The sequence below is a fragment of the Affinundibacterium nitidum genome (assembly GCF_014284155.1).
GTDB lineage: Bacteria > Pseudomonadota > Gammaproteobacteria > Burkholderiales > Burkholderiaceae_D > Undibacterium > Undibacterium nitidum.
Window position 1 is genome coordinate 85,361 of the sequence record NZ_JACOFZ010000001.1, and the last position, 22,968, is coordinate 108,328.

General features: G+C 46.6%; 18 protein-coding genes. 15 read left to right on the top strand and 3 right to left on the bottom strand.

Annotation, left to right across the window (positions count from 1 at the left end; genetic code table 11):
• Positions 1-3: 3 nt before the first annotated feature.
• The 3 genes from H8K36_RS00425 to H8K36_RS00435 are packed head-to-tail and all read right to left on the bottom strand — an operon-like array spanning position 4 to position 4,128.
• Positions 4-402: a DUF2069 domain-containing protein gene (locus H8K36_RS00425; RefSeq protein WP_186915605.1), complete on the bottom strand. Its 399-nt coding sequence runs from the start codon at positions 400-402 to the stop codon at positions 4-6.
• Positions 395-1,009, bottom strand: a complete 615-nt coding sequence (gene wrbA, locus H8K36_RS00430; RefSeq protein WP_186915604.1) for an NAD(P)H:quinone oxidoreductase — start codon at positions 1,007-1,009, stop codon at positions 395-397. The genes H8K36_RS00425 and wrbA overlap by 8 nt, the downstream gene beginning before the upstream one ends.
• A gap of 32 nt (positions 1,010-1,041) precedes the next feature.
• On the bottom strand, positions 1,042-4,128 hold the full coding sequence (locus H8K36_RS00435; protein ID WP_186915603.1) for a glycosyltransferase family 4 protein: 3,087 nt from the start codon (positions 4,126-4,128) through the stop codon (positions 1,042-1,044).
• Between the two features lie 220 nt (positions 4,129-4,348).
• Here H8K36_RS00435 and H8K36_RS00440 point away from each other — a divergent pair, with 220 nt between their 5' ends.
• The 15 genes from H8K36_RS00440 to htpX all read left to right on the top strand — a co-directional run bounded on the left by H8K36_RS00440 (position 4,349) and on the right by htpX (position 22,966).
• Positions 4,349-5,653 (top strand): YihY family inner membrane protein, encoded by a 1,305-nt coding sequence (locus H8K36_RS00440; RefSeq protein WP_230404252.1) that lies wholly within the window; start codon positions 4,349-4,351, stop codon positions 5,651-5,653.
• 297 nt (positions 5,654-5,950) lie between these two features.
• Positions 5,951-7,258 carry an isocitrate lyase gene (gene aceA, locus H8K36_RS00445; protein WP_186915602.1) on the top strand — a complete coding sequence of 436 codons (1,308 nt, stop codon included), beginning with the start codon at positions 5,951-5,953 and terminating at the stop codon, positions 7,256-7,258.
• A 162-nt stretch (positions 7,259-7,420) separates the two neighbouring features.
• The gene (locus tag H8K36_RS00450; protein ID WP_370587129.1) at positions 7,421-8,080 is read left to right on the top strand and encodes a phosphoribosylanthranilate isomerase; all 660 of its coding nucleotides are present in this window, start codon (positions 7,421-7,423) and stop codon (positions 8,078-8,080) included.
• 67 nt (positions 8,081-8,147) lie between these two features.
• Positions 8,148-9,425 (top strand): tryptophan synthase subunit beta, encoded by a 1,278-nt coding sequence (trpB, locus tag H8K36_RS00455; protein WP_186915600.1) that lies wholly within the window; start codon positions 8,148-8,150, stop codon positions 9,423-9,425.
• Between the two features lie 109 nt (positions 9,426-9,534).
• Positions 9,535-10,332, top strand: coding sequence for a tryptophan synthase subunit alpha (gene trpA, locus H8K36_RS00460; RefSeq protein WP_186915599.1), 798 nt, complete (start codon positions 9,535-9,537; stop codon positions 10,330-10,332).
• Between the two features lie 169 nt (positions 10,333-10,501).
• Positions 10,502-11,374 carry an acetyl-CoA carboxylase, carboxyltransferase subunit beta gene (accD, locus tag H8K36_RS00465; protein ID WP_186915598.1) on the top strand — a complete coding sequence of 291 codons (873 nt, stop codon included), beginning with the start codon at positions 10,502-10,504 and terminating at the stop codon, positions 11,372-11,374.
• An 88-nt stretch (positions 11,375-11,462) separates the two neighbouring features.
• Positions 11,463-12,764 carry a bifunctional tetrahydrofolate synthase/dihydrofolate synthase gene (gene folC, locus H8K36_RS00470; protein ID WP_186915597.1) on the top strand — a complete coding sequence of 434 codons (1,302 nt, stop codon included), beginning with the start codon at positions 11,463-11,465 and terminating at the stop codon, positions 12,762-12,764.
• Positions 12,765-12,887: 123 nt separating this feature from the next.
• A complete protein-coding gene (locus H8K36_RS00475; protein ID WP_186915596.1) occupies positions 12,888-13,958 on the top strand; it encodes an SPOR domain-containing protein in 1,071 nt (356 codons plus the stop codon).
• A gap of 53 nt (positions 13,959-14,011) precedes the next feature.
• Positions 14,012-14,500: a CvpA family protein gene (locus H8K36_RS00480; RefSeq protein ID WP_186915595.1), complete on the top strand. Its 489-nt coding sequence runs from the start codon at positions 14,012-14,014 to the stop codon at positions 14,498-14,500.
• A gap of 41 nt (positions 14,501-14,541) precedes the next feature.
• Positions 14,542-16,062, top strand: coding sequence for an amidophosphoribosyltransferase (gene purF / locus H8K36_RS00485; RefSeq protein WP_186915594.1), 1,521 nt, complete (start codon positions 14,542-14,544; stop codon positions 16,060-16,062).
• A gap of 236 nt (positions 16,063-16,298) precedes the next feature.
• Positions 16,299-17,246, top strand: a complete 948-nt coding sequence (locus tag H8K36_RS00490) for an ABC transporter ATP-binding protein (protein ID WP_186915593.1) — start codon at positions 16,299-16,301, stop codon at positions 17,244-17,246.
• A gap of 27 nt (positions 17,247-17,273) precedes the next feature.
• On the top strand, positions 17,274-18,575 hold the full coding sequence (locus H8K36_RS00495) for an ABC transporter permease (protein WP_186915592.1): 1,302 nt from the start codon (positions 17,274-17,276) through the stop codon (positions 18,573-18,575).
• 252 nt (positions 18,576-18,827) lie between these two features.
• Positions 18,828-21,086, top strand: a complete 2,259-nt coding sequence (locus tag H8K36_RS00500) for a TonB-dependent receptor plug domain-containing protein (protein ID WP_186915800.1) — start codon at positions 18,828-18,830, stop codon at positions 21,084-21,086.
• A 75-nt stretch (positions 21,087-21,161) separates the two neighbouring features.
• Positions 21,162-22,010 carry a 3',5'-nucleoside bisphosphate phosphatase gene (locus H8K36_RS00505; RefSeq protein WP_186915591.1) on the top strand — a complete coding sequence of 283 codons (849 nt, stop codon included), beginning with the start codon at positions 21,162-21,164 and terminating at the stop codon, positions 22,008-22,010.
• A gap of 80 nt (positions 22,011-22,090) precedes the next feature.
• Positions 22,091-22,966 (top strand): protease HtpX, encoded by an 876-nt coding sequence (htpX, locus tag H8K36_RS00510; protein WP_186915799.1) that lies wholly within the window; start codon positions 22,091-22,093, stop codon positions 22,964-22,966.
• Positions 22,967-22,968 lie beyond the last annotated feature (2 nt).

The window sequence follows — 22,968 nt, forward strand, 5'->3', positions numbered from 1 at the left end:
AGATCAACCTGCGGAATGGCTGGCTTCTTGTTTTTTCTTTTCTGCTTTAGCTATTTTTTTGTATGGCCTGACATAAAGAATGCTCGTAAAAAAGAAGATCAGACAAAGGAAAATCTCGAGCGCGGCGAGTATTCGTGAAAGTGTGTCGGCATCACCCATGGCTCGAACAATACCTTCCATGAAATAGAGCAAAATCAGCATTGATGCCCATTGCATGGTATAGATGTTCCTCTTGATGACTCCATTCAAAGGGAGTAATAGTGGCACCACCTTAATCGCCCAAAAATAGCTGCCAGGCTTTACGGGCGACAGCACGGTTTCCCATAGAATCCCCAAAACGATTAAGGCTCCGAGGCTGAGGAGTGAAATGAGATGTAAATGGCCAGCGTTTTGTTTATTCATCTTCAGCTTGTAATTTTGTTGCAGCGGTCGCGAGTCGTTTGCCTAACGCGATTGCTAATGTTCGGGTCTCTTCTGTCATTTTGTTCTTGCCGTCTAAACCCGACCAATGCGTGGCGCCATAAGGGCTGCCTCCGGTGCTGGTCGACATTAATTCTGGATGGCTATAAGGAAGGCCCAAAATAAGCATACCGTGATGAAGTAAGGGAATCATCATAGATAGCAAGGTGGATTCCTGGCCACCATGCATGCTACCTGTCGAAGTAAACACACAGGCAGGCTTTCCGCTTAGTGAGCCATTGACCCAGTCAGACGCAGTGCCGTCCCAGAAATATTTCATCGCGGATGCCATGTTTCCGAATCGCGTTGGGGAACCAAGGGCGAGACCCGCACATTCTTTGAGGTCGCTGAGTTCAATGTAGGGAGCACCGTCCGCAGGGATACTTGATTCCGTCGCTTCAACAACAGTGGAAACGGCTGGAACGGTACGTATCCTTGCTTCACAGCCAGAAACGCTTTCTACCCCTTGTGCAATCAAATCAGCCAAAGCACGGGTGCTTCCATGTCTGGAGTAGTAGAGCACGAGAATAATAATGGATTTTTCGTTCATATTAAAAAGTTAATATAAAAATATAATTGTTGTCAAGCTTTTATATTTGCAATGATGTCGTTTTGAATAAAGGATAGTCGTTCATGGATACGCTTGCCGATTACTTCTGGGCTGTAAAGATCCCGCATTGTTTTTGCCGCAGCAGCACCAATTTTTTCTCGTAAAGCTTCGTTTCCGACGATCAACCGCATTAAGCTCGCTGCATGTTCGACTGAAGGATCTGCCCAGGTATTTCCCGCCTTATAAACCCCAACGTCCTTTTCTATCTTGATGAGTTCAAAATCAACTAAGAGTGAATTGTGCTGGTGCATAAATTCGGTATTGCCAGACCAATTGGTGGCGATTACAGGCTTCCCTAAAAACATTGATTCTGCTGGCCCTAAGCCATATCCTTCTGAGCGATGAAGTGAAACATAGCAATCACATACCGATTGCAAGTCATAAACTTCTTGCCTGCTAAGTGTTTCATCGATCCAGAAAACGTTCTTGAAATGAGCTAAGCGCTGCTTGAGCGCAGCCATGTCCTGTGGATGATGATGAGAATTCTGGGTCTTAATCACTAATGCCACTTCAGTATCCGTTGCTGCAAATGCTTGTTCGAAAGCGCGAATACTTGCATCTGGATTTTTTCGGTCTTGAAACGAAGAAAAATCGTACATGACCAGAAATAGAAACTTATTCTCAGGGAGTTTGAAATGAGCACGTGTTGCTCGCGCAGAAGTTTCAAAATGGATGGCGTGCGGAATCTTAACCACCGGTATAGGCGATACTTTTGCGACGGCTTCTTGGACGAATGCAGTCGGTACCCATACTTCATTAAGGTTATCGAAGCCAGCCCTGTGTTCTTGCAGCATGTCAGGTAGTTCCCAATGCCAGTAACCGATGTTGTAACGGGAAAAGAAATGGCTAGGAAGCTGTAATGCGGCTTCGCCAATTTGGTCTGCATTAATGTGCAGTACATTGATACCATGCTCCACATCCTTGATCATTTTTTCTTCAAGGCTACTATCTTGGGTGCGGCTCAAATTGTTCTTATTGAAGTCGATTACACCGAAGGTAATATTGGAAGCAACTAGTGCCTGTGCGAACTGTCGTAAAGATTGTCCCACGCCGTGCTCCGAGCGTGCATAACCAATCAGATTGATGCCGATTGATAAATGATCCCTTGCTGCACTTAAGTTTGGTAGTGCTGCGCCATTGAATATCAACGAGTCACCAAGTGAGAGATTTCGGATTTTTATGGTCAAAGTACGCGTGTCTTCATTTAATCCTAATTCTTTTGGCGAAAACGAAGATGAAGGCGTTACATGCAACACCGCTGGCCATTCCTCGGGTAAGTGTGGAATGTCGCCTTCAATAAAGCTGGTATGCGCGTCAACGATAAATTTTGTTCGAGGCAACTCATTGAATCCGACTTCAAGTTCGATCTCAGTTTTGCCAAACGCTTGTTCAAATAACTCGCGGTATATTTCAACTTCCATTCTGAATGAGCCGTCTACGGGATGCTTTACCATGAAGCGCGACTGTTTGCCCATCCAATGTGCATGTTGTCCTTCTTCGATAAAGAGCCCAGTGAAGTGATGACTTTGTCTTCTCGGTTTGAAAACGATTGGTTCACTTGCATGAGTCTTGTAGGGAAGGTTTATACGTAAGGGATCAATCTTGACGGGTTGGTTACTTGCCATGCCAAGCTTACTTGCCAGTTTCGTTCCTCGGAATTGTGCAAATCCTAAACGTAGAAAGTCGCCCAAGCTGGTGACTTGCTGGTATTGAGTAAGTCTCGCGTGTCCTAGTTGGCCACCTGTCGCACGTTTATGTAAGAACACCAAGCCACGTGCCCAAATTGATGGGCGATAATTGGGAAGCTGGTTGATGGGTATTGGTTGCTCTTGGTTTTTTTGTTGTAGTTGTTGTGCCTCGATGAGCGCTCGACGAATTGGAAGAACATACGTTTCAGGGATGCCAATTTCAACGGCGCCCTTGTCCGCAAACCAGTGGTAATACGGAACTCTGCTCTGTCCTAACGGGTCTGGGAATGCGCGTTGCAAATGGGTATGTTCTAACCAGACGGCGCGAAGAATTACAGGTAATTCACCTGCTTCGCCATTGATGAAAAAATCGCTTGCTTCGAATGGATTCTCGCCCGCTTCGAATCTTACTTGCGGATCTTCGCGAAAAAGGACGCGAAGCGCGTTTGGAATCGGTGTGCCATCACTGAAATAACCAAAGGCATACGGGATTTTTCGAAAACTACTTAACCCGTTGTCGATCACTTTTTGCGCATATTCAAGCGCAAGTGCTTTCGTAGGTCCAATCGACTCTAGATCCAAACGATTTTGATGTTTAGAAAAAGGCTTTGGGTTTAATGGATCAAAACCACTGAAGTGAAAGAAGCGAAGAGGGCGATCATTTGAAAACCAATGATTATCGCGCGAGCTAATCTTGCGATGTGGCAGATTCCAATAAGCTACGTTGTAGCCAGGGTCGCGTAGAACTTGAAACCCTTCAAACATGCCGGGTGCTAGATCGACCCATTTCTGGTCCGTAAAAAGTCCTTTTTCTGGCGCAGAAATCGCGCCGAATTCTAATTTTTTTTCCCACCACGAGATGAATCTGTCGGCTTGTTCAGTCTTACCTAGTGCTAGAAAGCCTAGATTGTAAGATCCCGCCCGCATGATATCTAATTCGCTCGGCAGTCTTTCATCTTCTAGTGGGGCGGTTAGATGAGGTGTGAGTACGCCAGTCGCATTTTTATCTAGAAGATTTTCAACATCAACTAGTCTATCGACCACAAGAATATCTGGGTCAATGTACACGATGTGTTCGTAACCCATTCTTCGCAAATGTGAAAACATGTATGGCTTTGCTGCAGTGTTGAGTTCCATAATGCCATAACGAAATAAAAATTCATTCATCTTTGGCAGTGGCAACTCCTCAACCAGGGTGGCGGCATATAGCTCTTCGGCAAAATCTCCGATACTAGAGTGACGATCGACAAAAAGAACGTGTCTGTCCCAGTCGGGATGGGTGTCCTTTAGCGAAAGCATGAGAGTTTTGGCAAACGCGCCGTAATTGAGAGAAACGATAGTGAAAACGGCGGTTTTTGAGTTGGTTTTCAAGCTAGATACTTCCATAATTTAAAATTGTAGGACTGTTGAGTCTGGCTACCGGTAGTAAAGCGAGTGTAGCTCTTGAAATCTTTTGCATAGAGGCGCAATCATAACCGATGATGGTGAGCATGCGTAATGTCGAATTCAAGATGCGCATTAGGGCAATATCGTTTTTTATCGACGAAGCGAAAGAGATATCCTGCGGACAAGATGTGACTGCGGGGGTAGAATGCTTCTCTTGCAATTATTCGCAACAAAAATAGTGTTTGCTTTGGGAAATGGTTTATTTATGCGTGGATTGAGTTGGCCTCAACTTAAAAATTTAATACAGTTCGCACATCGTCGTTTGCAGGAGGTGCGGCTCCCCCAAGTTGCGGGTAGTCTGACGTTCACGACCGTGCTCGCTCTGGTGCCAGTGTTAACCATAGCGCTAGCGATCTTGACAGCATTTCCATTGTTCACAGACTTCAAGACATCCTTAGAGGCCTACTTTACGCAGAGCCTGATGCCAAAAGCAATTTCGAGCTCGGTGCTTGGATATTTGACTCAGTTTGCGACGAAGGCGACTCGTCTCTCAGCTGTCGGTGGTGTGGCTTTGATGTTCACTGCGGTCGCCACGATGGCGATGATTGATCGTACTTTTAATCAGATTTGGCAGGTCAAACGCTCGCGACCGCTGGTGCAACGCATTGTTGTGTATTGGGCGATTGTGACCTTAGGACCATTGTTGATAGGTATTTCGATTAGCGCCACTTCGTTCTTATTTACCGCAACTACCGGTGTCGCGAAATCAGCGCCTTTAGTGGGGACTATCTTTTACACTTTGTTTTCAGTTGCACTTACTACGGGTGCCTACACATTGCTGTACTTGATTGTCCCGAACCGACCGGTTAATTGGCGCGATGCAGCGTGGGGTGGTTTTTTTGCGGCAGTCGTATTTGAGATTGCAAAGCGTGTATTTGCGATGTTCATTAAGCAGTTTCCAACCTATACGATTATTTATGGTGCGCTCGCTGCAATTCCTATTTTCTTAATTTGGATTTACTTGTCGTGGCTAATTACTTTAGTTGGTGCTGTCATTACGGCCTCTTTACCTGTAGTGAAATACGAACGTTGGTGGCATGTGCCGGTTGCTGGCAGTGTATTTGAAGATGCCATCGCTGTTTTGCGTGTTTTAGTATTGGCGCGAAACTCGGATGCGAACGCGACAGTTGATACCTTAACTATTCGAGCTCGAACTCGATTCGGAGTCGACGAAATCGAAGGCATTTTGGAAAAAATGTTGGAGCTAGGCTGGGTCGGGCGTGTCGTGGTTGAAGTGCCGGAAGCTGGACGTCGTCGTATTTGGCGAAAACATGATGCGGGAGCAGAGCGCTGGATTTTAATAATGAATCCCGCGGCATTGACACTTGCCGACGTTTATCGATTATTCGTCTATGACACGCGAAGTGATACCGCGTTGGCCCGTGAAGTACACACCGTTTTGGAGCAAGGCTTATCAGAGAGCTTGTACGACTATGTCCTTAGTCGTTGAAGTTCTTTTGGGGCGCGATTCCATCAATTTCACTAGAAATTCTATATCGTGGAATACTCTTTTCACATTGTGAAATCTTGTGGTGTGCCGCATCAAAAAAATATTTCATTTTGAGGAGTGCTGTTTCGTATCATGAAATCGAGTATTTAAGTATTTGATTTAATTAAGTAAAATATTTATCCTATGTCTTATATAAGACATTGTTGCGCTGCAAGGTTTGTCCTACTATGTATCTCAAGGACGAACACTTTTTAATCATTTGTTTAAAACTGCAGCACTCACTTCAGGAGAATCACCATGACACAGAAACTCACTCGCGAACAACAAATTGCAGAAATCCAAAAAGACTGGGATACCAATCCTCGCTGGAAAGGTATCAAACGTAATTACACAGCAGAAGATGTAGTGCGTTTGCGTGGTTCTTTGCAAGTTGAACACACGATTGCGAAAACTGGCGCTTTGAAGTTGTGGGACTTGGTCAACAATGAGCCATTCGTCAATGCCTTGGGTGCACTGACGGGTAATCAAGCGATGCAACAGGTTAAGGCTGGTTTGAAAGCGATCTATTTGTCTGGCTGGCAAGTTGCAGGCGATGCTAACGTCGCTGGTGAAATGTATCCAGATCAATCTTTGTACCCAGCAAACTCTGTGCCTTTAGTGGTTAAGCGTATCAATAACACGCTGACTCGTGCTGATCAAATCCAATGGTCTGAAGGTTCTGGTGATGTTGATTTCTTCGCACCTATCGTCGCTGACGCTGAAGCTGGTTTCGGCGGAGTGTTGAATGCGTTCGAATTGATGAAAGCAATGATTGAAGCTGGCGCATCAGGTGTTCACTTCGAAGATCAATTGGCATCCGTGAAAAAATGCGGCCACATGGGCGGTAAAGTTTTGGTTCCAACACGTGAGGCGGTAGAGAAATTGAATGCTGCACGTTTGGCGGCAGACGTCATGGGAACGCATACCGTGTTGTTGGCACGTACTGACGCGGAAGCAGCTGATTTGTTGACATCCGATATCGATGATAACGATAAGCCTTTCTTGACAGGTGAGCGCACCGTTGAAGGTTTCTATAAGACGAATCCAGGCTTGCAACAATCTATTTCTCGCGGTTTAGCATATGCTGAATATGCAGATATGATTTGGTGTGAAACTGGTAAGCCAGATTTGGCTTTCGCTAAAGCCTTTGCAGATGCGATTCATGCGAAATTTCCAGGTAAATTGCTGGCCTATAACTGCTCTCCAAGCTTCAACTGGAAAAAGAACTTGGATGATGCAACGATTGCGAAATTCCAAAAAGAACTCGGTGCAATGGGTTACAAATTCCAGTTCATTACCTTGGCAGGTTTCCACGCATTGAACTACGGCATGTTCAACTTGGCCCATGGATACGCGCGTCGTCAGATGTCTGCTTTCGTTGAGCTGCAAGAAGCAGAATTCGCGGCGGCAGAGAAGGGTTTCACAGCAGTGAAACATCAACGTGAAGTAGGTACTGGTTACTTCGATGCGGTCACGCAAGTAATTCAACAAGGTCAATCTTCTACGACAGCTTTGCACGGCTCGACAGAGGATGAGCAATTCTTTGATTCTAAGAAGGTTGCGTAAATAAGTTTGTCGATTGAATTTGCTTTGAGTCTCAAAAAAACGGCTGCAATATTTGCAGCCGTTCTTTTATTGCAGACCTGTTTAAATGCGAGAATAGGGCTCATGGGTTAGTATTCTGATTCTGACTTACTTTTTAACGATTTCTTTGTTATGGCAAACCCTGTGAGAACTCGAATCAAAATCTGTGGTATCACGAATCACGATGACTTGCGGACCACTGTTGCGGCGGGCGCTGACGCTCTTGGGTTTGTATTCTATCCACCCAGTCCTCGCTATGTGGAGCCGCAATTGGCGGCAGATTTGATCTCATCCATGCCCGCATTTGTGACTTCGGTTGGCTTGTTTGTGAATGCAAGCATAGATCAATTACGTGCGGTGGTGTCCAAGGCGCCAGTGCAGTTATTGCAATTTCATGGGGATGAGACACCAGAACAATGCCAGCAATTGGCAGCAGCGGTGAACCGACCATTTCTTCGCGCTTTTCGCGTCAAAACTGACACAAGCCCCCAAGATTTGTTAGAATGTGAAGCACAATATCGTGCTGCAAGTCCCTTATGTCAGGGCTTGTTGCTTGATACTTTCGTCGATAGTTTCGGTGGTAGTGGAAAGGTTTTTGATTGGTCTCTCATTCCAAAAGAACTCGCGCCTCGGGTCGTTTTAAGTGGTGGCTTGAGCGTACAAAACGCGACTGACGCGGTGGTTCGCGTGCGGCCGTACGCCGTCGACATCAGTAGTGGTGTCGAGTTGTCAAAAGGGATAAAAGATCAGCTGAAAGTTCAAGCGTTTGTAGACGCGGTTCGTTTGGCTGATCGGACGCTATAAAAAACCGTAGAAACTGCAAATGCTGCAGTTGCAGTAGTTTCTACTTTGCTATCACTAAGGAAGTATCATGACAGAACATTTTCACTCTGGCGCTGCATCGGCGCGCCTATCGGGCTTGGGACAAGAATCCAACGCCATTTATCATTCGAGTTCCTATGCTTTTCCAGATGCTAAAGGTCACTTCGGCGTTTATGGCGGAAGTTTTGTATCGGAAACGCTGACGCATGCACTTAACGAGCTGAAGGATGCTTACGCCAAATTTCAACATGATCCCGAGTTTCTGGAAGAGTTTCGCTACGAACTGAAGCATTTTGTCGGGCGCCCATCTCCGATTTATCATGCAAAGCGCTGGTCTGAAATCATGGGGGGAGCGCAAATTTATTTTAAGCGTGAAGACTTAAACCACACTGGTGCACACAAAATCAACAATGTGATTGGTCAGGCATTGTTGGCAAAACGGATGGGCAAGCCACGTGTGATTGCAGAGACTGGGGCTGGTCAACATGGCGTTGCAACAGCCACAATTTGCGCGCGTTTTGGCCTCGAGTGTATTGTGTACATGGGCTCTGAAGACGTCAAACGTCAGGCGCAAAACGTATATCGAATGAAGCTACTTGGTGCCACCGTCGTGCCAGTGGAATCAGGCTCAAAAACTCTAAAAGATGCGCTGAATGAAGCGATGCGTGATTGGGTCGCTAACGTCGACAATACTTTCTACATTATTGGTACAGTAGCAGGTCCACATCCTTATCCAATGATGGTTCGCGACTTTCAGTCTGTGATAGGAGAAGAGTGTTTATGGCAGATGCCTGAAGTCGCTGGTCGCCAGCCAGATGTGGTCACAGCATGTGTTGGCGGTGGCTCAAACGCCATGGGTATTTTTTATCCCTATATCGATCTCCAAGAAGTGAAATTGGTCGGTGTTGAGGCGGCTGGTGAGGGACTTGATTCTGGTAAACACTCGGCGTCCTTGACCGCCGGCTCTCCAGGAGTTTTGCACGGCAATCGTACTTATCTGATGCAAGACCAAAACGGGCAGGTGATTGAAACTCACTCTGTGTCTGCAGGTCTTGATTACCCTGGAGTGGGGCCAGAACATGCGTGGCTCAAAGATTCTGGTCGTGCACAATATGAAACGATTACGGACGAAGAGGCGCTTAAAGCGTTTCACGATTGCTGTCGAATCGAAGGCATTATTCCGGCTCTCGAATCGAGTCATGCTCTGGCCTATGCGGCAAAGCTTGCTGCTTCACTGCCAAAAGATAAAATTGTTTTGGCGAACTTGTCTGGGCGGGGAGACAAAGATATGCATACCGTCGCTGAGCGAGCAGGGCTAAAGTTTTAGGCGCATTCTGCAGTCGCTTGCTTGACTTCCAACTACATCCATTCAACTAGACTAGTTTAAATCTTGAATGGATGATTACCGTATTGACTTTCATAAAGAGAATAATTCTATGTCCCGTATTCAATCTTGTCTTGCAGCACTCGCAGCAAATCAAAAGAAGGGTTTGATTCCATTTATCACCGCTGGGGATCCTGATCCGAGCCTGACCGTGCCGCTGATGCATGCGCTGGTAGCTGGCGGAGCTGACATTATTGAACTTGGTGTGCCGTTTTCTGATCCGATGGCAGATGGTCCAGTGATTCAGCGTGCTTCCGAACGTGCTTTACTCAAGGGTGTTGGCTTGCGCCAAGTTTTGGCGATGGTTCTGGAATTTCGTCAAACGAATCAGAATACGCCGGTCGTGTTGATGGGGTATGCCAATCCTATCGAGCGAATGGGGCAAGGGGAATTCATTGTCGCAGCCGTCAATGCAGGTGTCGACGGTGTATTGGTTGTTGATTATCCTCCCGAGGAATGTGAAGATTTCGCCGCGCAGATGCAAGCTCAGGGCATGGATACCATCTTTTTACTCGCGCCAACATCGACTGATGAACGTATTGCGCAGGTCGGCAAGATTGCAAGTGGCTATGTGTACTATGTGTCGCTTAAAGGGGTAACAGGTTCAGGCGCGTTGGACTTGGATGCCGTTGCAGCGATGATTCCACGTATTAAGAAGCACGTGAAAGTGCCAGTTGGCGTTGGCTTTGGGATTAGAGACGGCGCGACTGCAAAAGCAATCTCCTCAGTATCTGATGCAGTGGTGATCGGGTCTCGTATTATTCAAGAGTTAGAAAATACCTCGCAGGACAATGCTGTTGAAGCTGTGCAGACCTTTATTGCAGGAATTCGAGTTGCTATTGATTCATGACAATTTCCCGAATTTATTGTCGTTATGATCATAAAAGCCTAGTTTTCTGCCTGATCCTGTTCGCAATTGGCGCTGAAATAGAATAGAATACGCGCCAATTGAAGCATTCTTAGAATAAATGCGCCCCGGTTGATCCCACGCTGGATCAAATCGACATGAGGAGAGAGCTATGAGTTGGTTAGAAAAATTACTTCCCCCACGTATTCAACGTTCTGAGACGGCAAATCGTCGCTCGATGCCTGAGGGCTTATGGGTGAAATGTCCATCCTGCGAAGCCGTTCTTTATCGTTCCGACCTTGAAGCTAATGTGCACGTATGTTCCAAATGCGATCACCATTTGCGTATCAGTGCACGCGAACGTCTCGATGCCTTGTTAGATACGGGCGGACGCTACGAGATTGGGCATGAAGTTTTGCCAGTCGATACACTCAAATTTAAAGATAGTAAAAAATACCCTGAACGTCTGAAAGACGCAATGGACAGTACCAATGAAACCGATGCTTTGGTTGTGATGGGTGGGTCGATTATGTCCGTGCCAGCCGTGGTGGCCTGCTTTGAATTTGGTTTCATGGGAGGCTCCATGGGTTCCGTGGTTGGTGAACGTTTTGTACGTGGTGTACAAACTGCACTCGAACAAAAAATTCCATTTATCTGTTTTACGGCAACAGGTGGTGCGCGTATGCAAGAAGGCCTATTGTCTTTGATGCAGATGGCTAAAACCACGGCAATGTTGACCAAACTTACAGAAAAGAAACTGCCTTTTATTTCGGTGCTGACCGATCCAACAATGGGCGGAGTCTCAGCGTCATTCGCTTTCATGGGTGATGTGGTGATCGCCGAGCCTAAGGCCCTGATCGGTTTTGCTGGTCCGCGCGTCATTGAGAATACTGTGCGTGAGAAATTGCCAGAAGGCTTCCAACGTGCAGAGTTCCTTTTGCAAAAAGGAGCTGTTGATATGGTGGTTGATCGTCGTAAACTACGTGAAGAATTAGCTCGTTTAATGGCCTTGTTGCAAAACCAACCAGCAGAAGCGGTATCCTAATTTTGAAGTTTTCGATAAAGCCTGAAGATTTTGCCTGTTTGGCGAAGTCTTCGGGCTTTTGTCATTTTGTAACCCGATTTTCTGAATAATGAATTCATCGATTGAAAATACCCGACTAGAGAGTTTGAGTGATTGGCTCGCTGTTCTAGAGAAGCGTCATAATAAAGAAATTGATATGGGTTTAGCCCGTGTCGCCAGTGTGAAAGAGCGCCTTGGCGTTTCCTTTCGTTGCCCTGTCATTATGGTGGCGGGTACCAACGGTAAAGGGTCGACCTGCGCGATGTTGGAGTCAGTGTTGCTCCAAGCGGGATATCGGGTAGGTCTTTATATCAAACCACATTTTTTGGATTTTAACGAACGTGCTCGTCTCAACGGTATTCCGGCTTCAGACCACGAGCTAATTCGGGCGTTTGAAAAAGTAGAGGCTGCACGTGCGGACACATCATTAACGTATTTTGAATTCACGACCCTTGCGATTTGCCAGTTGATGGCTGATACCGAACTTGATGTCGTAATTCTTGAAGTTGGCTTGGGCGGTCGTCTTGATGCTGTCAATGTGATTGATGCCGACGTATCGATTGTTACCAGCATTGACATCGATCATACCGATTATTTGGGCGATACTCGAGAAAAAATTGGCTTTGAAAAAGCGGGCATTTTTCGATCGGGGAGAGTGGCGATTTGTAGTGACCCTCAGCCACCACAAAGTTTAATTGATCATGCAAATGAAATTGGTGCTGATTTGAGATTGTTTGGTCGTGATTTCAACTACAGCGCCGATAAGCAGCAATGGAATTTCGGTGGTCGAGAGCAACGTAGGAATTCATTAGCCTATCCTGGCTTGCGTGGCGCCAACCAATTGTTGAATGCCTGTGCAGTATTGGCTGCATTGGAGGCGTTACGATTCCAACTGCCTGTCGGCGCTCAAGAGGTCCGTAGTGGCCTCGTTATGGTAGAGCTGCCAGGGCGCTTCCAGGTGATGCCAGGTCGACCAGTAGTTGTGCTGGATGTGGCCCATAATCCCCACGCCGCCGCAGCACTATCCCAAAATTTGGACAACATGGGTTTTCATGCCTACACCTATGCGGTGTTTGGATCTATGCTCGACAAAGATATTGCTGGGGTGCTCGCTCATATGAAGGATAAGATTGATCACTGGTGCGTATGCGATTTGCCATTGCCACGCGCAGCGACGGCAGTGCAGTTAGAGCAACAGTTGCAAGCAGCAGGAATTCCACAAGATGCGGAGCATAGTGTACAAAAATTCATCTCTCCTGAAGAAGCTTATGCTTTTGCGATGAGTAAAGCGGGGGAAAATGATAGAATAGTGGTCTTCGGATCTTTTTTGACCGTCGCTGGTGCGATGCGAGCGAGAAGATCTCCGCAATAGTGATGTTTGATGTTATATGCAGATGTGAAATGCTAGAGATGTTTTACGGTATTCATCGCCAACACGAAGCTGTTTTAGTAGTAAGAATTTGCAATCCTAATCGAGAGTCAACAGAAATTTGCTATGAGCCTGGACACGCTATTTAAGCAAAAAAAGCAGGATCCTCAAGATACGGTCGATGACGGTGAGTTTCGCTCTCGAGCTGAGGATGAATCGGCCGCGATTGCAGCAGAATCTGCTCGTACACCGCGAAGCGCAAAATCAAATAAGCGTTCAGGGCAAAGCCGGAAAAGTCCTCAAGACGATTCCGCGTTACCAGAGAAAAAGCGTGCTCGGCGCCGCTTAATTGGTGCGATAGCTTTGGTGCTCGCAGCTGTTATTGGTTTGCCGATGCTGTTTGAATCTGAGCCGAAAAGTACTGCTCCTAAAATTTCCATTGAGATTCCGTCTAAAGATGCTAGTGCGCCGGTGCAAGTGAAAGAGGTGGCACGTGCTCCTCTGCCAGAAATCGTCGCAAGTCAGGTTGCGCAAAGCATCGACAAGACAGAAGAAATAGTGACTCCTTCTACATCGAAAACGGGTGCTCCACTCGAATCTAAATCAGGTCCAGATACTTCTGTAGCGAGAGTAGACCTCAACGCTAAGGCTGCCGTCAACACAGAAAAAAAGACGGATAGTAAAGATAGTTCGACCGCTGGCAAATCTCATCAGGCAGAGGCAGTTGCCTCAAAAGCTGTGATTGAGCAGCCTAAAAAATTAGATTCGAAATTAACGGAAGTGAAGACGGCTGATGCTAAAGTCGTCGAAAAATTGAGCAGCAAACCCGCAGAGAGAAACGAAGTAAAGTCAGAGCCAAAAAAAGAAAGCAAGGATGAAGCTGCACGTGCGATGGCCTTGTTAGAAGGTCGTTCGGAGCCAAGCGCAAAGCTTGACGCCAAAACCGAAAAGACCACAGCAAAACCAGCGGGTAGTTTTTCAGTACAGGTTGCAGCGATGAGTTCTGCGGCAAAGATCAAAGAGCTTCAGGGAAAACTGAAGGCAGCCGATATACAAACGTACACCCAGAAAATACATACCGATAATGGTGAAGTCATTCGTATTCGTGTAGGTCCATTCAATTCAAAAGCTGAAGCTGAAAAAATGCAAAAAAAATTGGTCAAACTTGGTCTGAGTGGTAGCTTGATTCCGAATTGATTTGGACAAATTAAGATAAGTGAAGCTCAATCAAAAATGATGATGAGGATAGTGTGACGCTTTTTGATTTCGTGGTTTTGTTTGTATTGATCTGCTCCATCGTGATCAGCACGATGCGTGGGCTAATTAAAGAGATCCTTTCGCTGATTAGTTGGATTGTCGCTTTAGTGGTGGCGAATGCTTTTGGCGGTACTGTTGCAGCTTGGCTGCCCGACATGATCCCAGGTCAGCTGACACGCATGATTGTCGCTTTTTTGGCTCTCTTTATCGGTGTTCGACTATTAATGGCTCTGTTAATGAAGGCGGTCGACGCTCTTATTAAGGCCAGTGGGTTGAGTTTAGCTGATCGTGGCCTAGGTGGCTTGTTTGGTTTAGCCCGAGGTTGCGTGATTGTGATGGCGATGGTTTTGGTATGTGGGATGACTGCCATACCACAGCAGGCTTTTTGGAAAGATGCCTTATTGAGTCCAGTTGCTGTGAGCGCTGTCCAAACGGTAATGCCTTTCTTGCCTGGATCGGTCACGCAGCATGTACATTTTTAGTTTTGGTTTTTGTTTTTAATTTTTGTTTTTAGGAGTCCACCATGTGTGGCATCGTCGGCGTCGTCTCAAAAAATCCCGTTAACCAATTGATCTATGATGCTTTGCTTTTATTGCAACATCGTGGGCAAGATGCTGCTGGTATCGCTACTAGTCACGGCAATAAATTCGCTATGCACAAGGCGAATGGTTTGGTACGTGACGTGTTCCGTACTCGCAATATGCGTTCGTTACCGGGTAACATAGGTATCGGTCAGGTTCGTTATCCAACCGCTGGTTCGACTAGCGAAGAGGAAGCACAGCCTTTCTATGTGAACGCACCTTTCGGGATAGTGTTGGCGCACAATGGAAACTTAACCAATGCCGCTGACTTGAAAATTGAGTTGTTCAAAAATGACTATCGTCACCTGAATACTGATTCTGATTCTGAAGTGTTGCTCAATATTTTGGCGCATCAGATACAAGAGGTAGTAAGTGGTTATTCCCTTGACCCAGCCTCAATGTTCCGTGCAGTGTCGATGCTACATCGCCGCGTTCGTGGTTCTTATGCTGTTGTCGCACAAATTGCTGGCTATGGCTTGTTGGCGTTCCGTGATCCATTTGGTATTCGTCCATTGTGTATCGGAACAGCACAAACTGATAACGGCATTGAGTACATGCTCGCGAGCGAGTCCGTTGCCTTGGAAGGTACTGGATTTAAATTTGAGCGCGATGTTGCTCCAGGTGAAGCGATTTTTATCGACCTCGACGGTAATATGTACAGCGAACAGTGCGCCGAGAGCCCGAGTTTGAATCCATGTGCTTTCGAATTCGTCTACTTGGCTCGCCCAGACTCAACGATTGATGGCGCATCTGTTTATCAAACTCGTCTGCATATGGGCCAATATTTGGCAGATAAAATTCGTCGTGAATTTAACAGTGGCGATATTGATGTTGTGATGCCTATCCCAGATTCATCTCGCCCATCTGCAATGGAATTGGCCGATGCACTGAATCTCGATTATCGGGAAGGCTTCATTAAGAACCGTTACATCGGCCGTACGTTTATGATGCCAGGTCAGGCGATTCGTAAGAAATCGGTACGCCAAAAATTGAACGCGATTGCATCTGAGTTCAAAGGCAAAAATGTATTGTTGGTAGATGATTCTATCGTGCGTGGTACCACTAGTCGTGAGATCGTACAAATGGCGCGTGAATCTGGTGCGCGTAAAGTAATTTTTGCGTCCGCGGCACCTCCAGTCCAATTTCCAAACGTGTACGGTATCGATATGCCGACACGCAGTGAATTAATCGCTTATGGACGCAGCCAAGAAGAAATTTGCCGCGAAATTACAGCTGATGCTTTGGTGTACCAAGATGTTGCTGATATGAAGCGGGCAATAACCGCTGTGAATCCCGCCTTGAAGAGCATTGAAGCATCATGCTTTGATGGTTTCTACATTACCGGTGATGTCACACCAGATTATCTCGATCGTCTTGAAGCGGTGCGTAATGGCTCTCGTTCCGACAAAGAAGATATGGTTCGTTCGCAATTGAATTTGAATCTGTCGAATAATTCAGACTAATCTTGCGTCGCTGATTGGTATCACTGTTGAAAACGCCATCTTCGGATGGCGTTTTTTTTGCTCGTTACTTTAGTTTCTACTGCAAGAAAGTGCCGAGTGTTTGCGTGTATGACAAATGTCATGCAAAAGAAGTGGCAATTTGTTCTTTAAATCTGTTCGCTTATTGGTGATACTAGTCCCATAGATCGTATTGGCGATCACATGATTCTTATTGAAGCGTTTGCGAGAGGTGTCAAATGAATGAGGCTTTGTTGGAAGTGCGAGAGTTAAGTAAAAATTTCGCTGAACGACGCGTGTTGGATTCGATCTCTTTTACCGTTAAAAAAGGGCAGACCTTGGGCTTGCTTGGGCCGAATGGGGCAGGTAAGTCGACTGCGGTTAATCTCATCTGCGGATTGCTCAAAGCTGACCATGGACAAGTAGTGTTGGCAGGCGAGGACGTAGCTTTGGGGATGAAATCAACCAAGATGCGTTTAGGTTTGGTGCCACAAGACTTGGCGCTGTATGAAGAATTGCCCGCGATTGAAAATTTGAGAATGTTTGGTGGACTCTATGGCTTAAAGGGAGTTCATCTAAACCACCGAATGGAAGCCGTGTTGAAGTTGGTGAGCTTGTCTGACCGAGCAAAAGATAGGGTTGCAAACTTCTCCGGTGGGATGAAAAGAAGATTGAATATTGCTGCGGCGATGTTGCACGAGCCAGAGCTATTGATCCTGGATGAACCGACAGTTGGTGTCGATCCGCAGAGCCGCAACGCGATTTTCGATGCCTTAGAGACATTGAAAGCAGGAGGTCTGGCCTTGATTTACACCAGTCATTATATGGAGGAGGTCGAGCGCTTAGCAGATCATCTGGTGATTATCGATCATGGCACTGTGATCGCCAACGATACACCATCTGCCTTGTACACTCGATTGCCAGTGCAAGCGGCCCTACAGCTTGATCTGTTCGCACCATTGGAAACGCAATTGCTGCATCAACTTGAGTCTCTCGACGGTGTGCTCGTGGTCGAAGCCACAGCCGACGGCCGTTCATTAACGATAAAACTCAAGGAGCAACACTTGGCGTTTTCATGTCTTGCATTTTTACAGCAGCATGGACAATTGCCGATTCACTTCTCGACCGCCAAGGTCAAACTTGAGGAAGTGTTTTTGAATCTGACCGGCCGCCGCTTGCGCGATTGAAGCAAACAAATAATTGAGGAGATTGAGATGCAAGCTATATTCGCTTTGATGAGAAAAGATTTACTGCTGTTTTTGCAGGATAAACGCGCTTTGTTTCTGACCTTGGTTATGCCGATTGCGCTGGCTGCTTTTTTTGGATCATTGACTGGCGGTGCGGGTACAAAAGAGGCTGCGAAGATCGAGCTTGGACTTGTCGTTGAAGATACTCATCCGATCACTGTCAAGATAGCCGCTGGCTTAAGAGCGGAATCAACTCTGGACGTAAAAGAGTTAGATTTGGCCAAGGCTCAAGAGCTGGTTCGTAAGGGGAAATTAGCGGTCGCCATCCAGCTTCCCGCCGGCTTCGGTTTGACCTCGGGCGCCGCGCTCTTCGGTGCAGGGGCGAAGGCGGAGTTACCGATTTTTTATGACCCATCGCAGACAGCTACACTGGCGATGGTGAAGGGAATGCTGACCCAACATGTGATGCAAAGTGTAAGCAGTGAAATGTTTAGCGGCAAAACTGGAAGCGACTTGATTGAAAAGGATTTGCAGTATTTGCAAAGCGCGCCGGCGAAGGATACGCAATCTCAAGAGCTTTTAACTTTTCTTACCAGCCTCAAGCGTTATCAGGATCATACCGCGCAGGCAGCGGCCGCTGATGGAAAACAAAAGCAAACAGCTACTTTAGCAGCGCCTTTCGTGAGCAAAGAACAAGCATTGACGGCAAAATCGTCGCTTGAGACGCAATACAATGGCTATTCGCATTCGTTCGCTGGCATGATCGTGCAGTTTATGCTGTTCATGGCAATCGATGTGGGAGTTGGCGTTCTACTCGTACGTAAGTTGGGGATCTGGAATCGTATTTTGGCGGCACCGGTGAGCCTCAATGCCATGTTAGGAGCTCGTGCCCTGTCTTGTGCTTTGATTTCTTTTGTCTTGATTTGCGTTATTTTTGCACTTGCGATGTTAGTGTTTCAAGTGCGTATTCTTGGTAGTTGGATTGGCTTTTTCGGTATCGCCTTGAGCTTTTCTTTGATGACAGCGAGCTTTGGTTTGCTGATTGCAGCGTTTGGAAAAACGCCGGAAGCCGCGCGTGGTATAGCCGTATTTGTGACCCTGGTGATGGTGATGCTCGGCGGGGCATGGATGCCTTCGTTCTTGTTCCCTGCATGGTTACAGCAGATTACCGTGTTTATCCCGACGCGTTGGGCAGTCGATGGCTTCGATGCGATGACTTGGCGTGGCTTAGGTCTTGATGCAGCGCTTCCTGCTATTGCTGCATTGTGTGTCTTCAGCCTTTTGTTCTTCGGTCTGGCGCAATGGCGCTTCAAGAAGGAACAAGCATAGCCCATCTAGGAGCCTATAGGTATCAATAAGTAACATAGGAGTAGCGCTTGTTTCAATTCTATACAAATCTCTACTCCTTGCTTCGGTTGTAAGCAAGATTTCATCCATATAATGTCGGCTATCGTTATTCAACCTTGAGGGAAGCGAGTTCTTTTCTCAATTTTTTGCTTGGCCCATTTTATGCATTCTTCGTTCATCCTCAAGCCTCTTACTCTTGCAATCTCTTTGATCTTCGGCATTTCTCCTGTTTGCATGGCACAGAGTGAAACGACGGCTTCTAAACAAGAGCTCAATAAGCTAGAGCAAGAAACTGCAAAAAGCGAAAAAGAGAAAACACAAACGCCCGAGAACAAACGAAAGGCTCAACAACGCAACGCCCCAGTTAATCAGCAAAGCAATGCAAAAAATGATCAAGTCCAGAAAGTAACGGTTAATGGCGCGAAGCAAACCGACACCGATGTGCGCCGTAATTCGATTGCGGGAAAAATCGTCATCGGTCGTGAAGAGTTGGATCGTGATGGCGATAGTACGGTTGGCGAAATTCTTAAACGTTTGCCTGGTGTAACAACCGGTGGTAGACCAGGTCGTGGTGGCGATGTTCGCATGCGGGGCATGGGTAGCGGTTACACCCAAATTCTCGTCAACGGCGAACGTCCACCTCGTGGTTTCTCGATGGAGTCATTGGCACCAGATCAGATTGAGCGTATCGAAATCATGCGAGGTCCTGTTGCGGAGTTTAGTACGCAAGCAATTGCTGGCACGATCAACATTGTTCTGCGTGAGGAGTTTCATCCCAAAGATACTGATCTGAAACTCGCGCTCGGTTTTGAACAAGGGCGGGTAGCACCAAATTTATCGATTACTTACCCTGGGCAAATTGACTCTCTCAATTATGCTCTGAGTGGATCGATATCTCACAATGGTCAACAAGACGAATCGATTACGCACAAGACAGAAGTCGCTGACAGCGGGCAGGTGAATTTGATACAGGACCAGATCGACCGTACAAGACGTTCATCTAGTGCGATACATTTGACACCGCGTTTAAGTTATCGTTTCGAAAATGGAGATAATGTAAATCTGCAGCCGCTGTTGATGAATAATCGTAGTCATTCAAATAGCGAGAGCAGCATTGATCAAACGCCTCAGGTGATCGATCCAATCACCCAAAAAGCTCCCGTTGCACGCGCGTATTCGAGTGGTAACTCCGAGTCTACTTTCGGCCGAGCAAATCTGAATTATCAACATAAGTTTGAAGATGCATCAAAGTTGACGATGAAGTTGGGTTTGGGACTGGGCCGTTCGGAGAGTAACAGCGTGCGTACCCAGTTTGCGCTTGATGGAAGTCAGCTTAATCTGATGACCGACGTCAATAATACGCGTGATACGTCTTGGAGTTTAGGGGGCAAGTACACAACCCCGCTAGGTGATAAACAGAATCTAGCCGCAGGCTGGGAAATCGAAAATAGTCATCGTAATCAAACTCGAATTTCTTTAGATAATGGTTTGCCGCAGTTTATCGATTCTGGTGATAATCTCGATGCGAATACACGTCGTGTTGCCGCCTATGCTCAAGATGAAATTGATATCGATGCGCAATGGTCGGCCTATGCGGGATTGCGTTGGGAAGGGATCGATACCCACAGCACTAAATCAAACTATGTGGTGAACAATGCTAGTCGGGTCGTTAATCCCATTGTACATGCTGTGTATCGCATTCCAGGATGGGGTAAAGATCAAATTCGAATGGGCCTGACAAGTAGCTATCGCGCACCGTCTTTGAATGACATCATCGCGGTGCCAACGATTTCTCCATTGAATGGACCAACGCGTCCAGACCGCAGTGGAAATCCTGATCTGAAGCCAGAATCTTCACGCGGCATTGATATCGCATTTGAACACTATCTCAAAGGTTCAGGGATTATGAGTGTGAATCTGTTCGCACGCAGCATCAACGACTTGATCCGCCGCCGAACAGAATTAGTCGACAATGGAAAAGGTCCACGTTGGGTGAATTCGCCTATCAATATTGGTCATGCCCTTGCTAAGGGCATTGAGTTGGAAGCGAAATTTCCACTTCAGGAATTCTTTGTAGAGGGGCCAGCGATTGATGTGCGTTCAAACTTCAGTCGATTCTGGTCGAATGTTGATGATGTAAGAGGTCCTAATAATCGCCTCGACCAACAGCCGACCATGACCGCGAACTTGGGTATGGATTATCGTCCGAGTGCGCAGCCTTGGAGTGCGGGTGGTAATATCAATTGGACACCAGCCTATACTAATCAAGTGAGTGATACGCAAACCAGCATTTCTGGCGTAAAGAAGCAAATTGACATGTATGCATTGTGGAAATTCAATGCGAATACCAAACTTAGGCTGTCAGCGAGTAACTTGCAAGCGAATGATTTCACCAGCGGCAGTAGTTTGTATGTGAATGGCATAAATTATTTGCAATCAAATCGTTCCAAGACCTATACCGTATTTAATTTGCGTTTAGAACTGAAAATATAGTGTTGGTGGCTTGTCGCTGCAAATGCTGCGCTGCAGGAGTACAATGGCAGTATTGCTTTTCTATGTGTTTTCATTATGTCGCTCCACAGCCTAAATGTTGATTTACATTGTCATTCGACCGTATCTGATGGCGTGCTATCGCCAGATGTTTTAGCACATCGTGCCAAGGCAAATGGTGTTGATGTTTGGGCTTTAACCGATCATGACGAGGTTGGTGGCATCGCTCTAGCAAAAGAAGCAGCACGTGATATTGGTTTGCAATATGTGACTGGGGTAGAAATTTCTGTCACCTGGGCGAGTAAGACAATTCATATCGTTGGTTTAAATTTTGACGAGACCAATAATGAACTCGTTCTTGGTCTGGCAAAAACACGTTCTGGACGTCAGCGTCGTGCAGAAGATATGGCTGCAGACCTCGCTCGCGTTGGTATTCCGAATTGCTATGAGGGAGCTTTGAAATATGTTGGCAACCCAGACCTTATTTCTCGTTCCCATTTTGCGCGATATCTAGTCGAAATTGGCGTGTCTCCTGATGTCTCGTCGGTATTTAAATCTTACCTTGCTGATGGCAAACCCGGTTTCGTGCCGCACCGATGGGCTACCCTGAGTGAAGCGGTTGGTTGGATTCGTGGGGCTGGTGGATATGCTGTTGTCGCGCACCCAGGTCGCTACGATTTGTCTTTGATTGCTCATGACGAGTTTCTAAAAGAATTTAAAGAGTTGGGAGGTGTCGGCATTGAGGTTATCACCGGTAGTCACACCCCAGACCAATATGAAGATTATGCAAAAGTTGCTAAGCAATATGGCTTTCTTGCATCGCGAGGTTCTGATTTTCATGCCCCAGACGAGAATTTGCCAGATCTTGGGCAACTTCCTCTTTTGTCCAAGGATTTGACCCCTGTTTGGAGTTCTTGGATCACGTAAATCGTTTTCTTACCTACTTGAAATTGATGTATCTAGGCCCGATCTCCAATCGGTCTGCATTCTTTTGATGGAGGTTAATGATGACACGTATCTTTTTGCTAATTGCGACCAACCTTGCTGTGATGCTGGTCATGACGGTCGTGCTCTCTCTGCTAGGTGCTAATCGTTTCTTAACTGCCAACGGACTCAATCTTGGCACTCTGATGGTGTTCTCACTTGTCGTGGGTTTTACTGGCTCGATCTTTTCTTTGTTGATCAGTAAGCCAATGGCAAAGTGGTCAACGGGAGCCCACGTCATTGAACAGCCATCCAGTTCCACCGAAGTTTGGCTGGTGAATACTGTGCAAGTTCTCTCGCAGCGCGCAGGGATTGGCATGCCTGAAGTTGCGATCTATAACGGTGAACCAAATGCCTTTGCTACAGGTGCATTCCGTGATTCGGCTTTAGTGGCGGTGTCGACCGGATTGCTCAATAGTATGACCAAGGAAGAAGTTGAAGCCGTTCTGGGGCATGAAGTTGCGCATATCGCGAATGGTGACATGGTCACGATGACACTAATCCAAGGTGTTGTTAATACTTTCGTTGTCTTTCTTTCGCGGGTTGCAGGTTATTTGGTCGATAGCTTCCTATCGAAGGATGAAGAAAATCATCGTCCAGGGATAGGATTTGAAATCGCGAGTTTCATTTTCCAAATTATTTTCGGCATCGGTGCCTCTTTGATTGTTGCTTGGTTCTCACGTCAGCGTGAATTTCGGGCCGATGCAGGTTCTGCGCGTTTGCTCGGGCAAAAGCAGCCGATGATCAACGCTCTGGCTCGATTGGGTGGTCTGCAGCCAGGCGCATTGCCATCAGATTTGGCTGCTTCAGGCATCGGTGATGGTTCACAACTTAGCGCAATGTTCTCGACACATCCTCCAATGGAAGAGAGAATTATCGCCTTGCAGCGCCTCAACTGAAA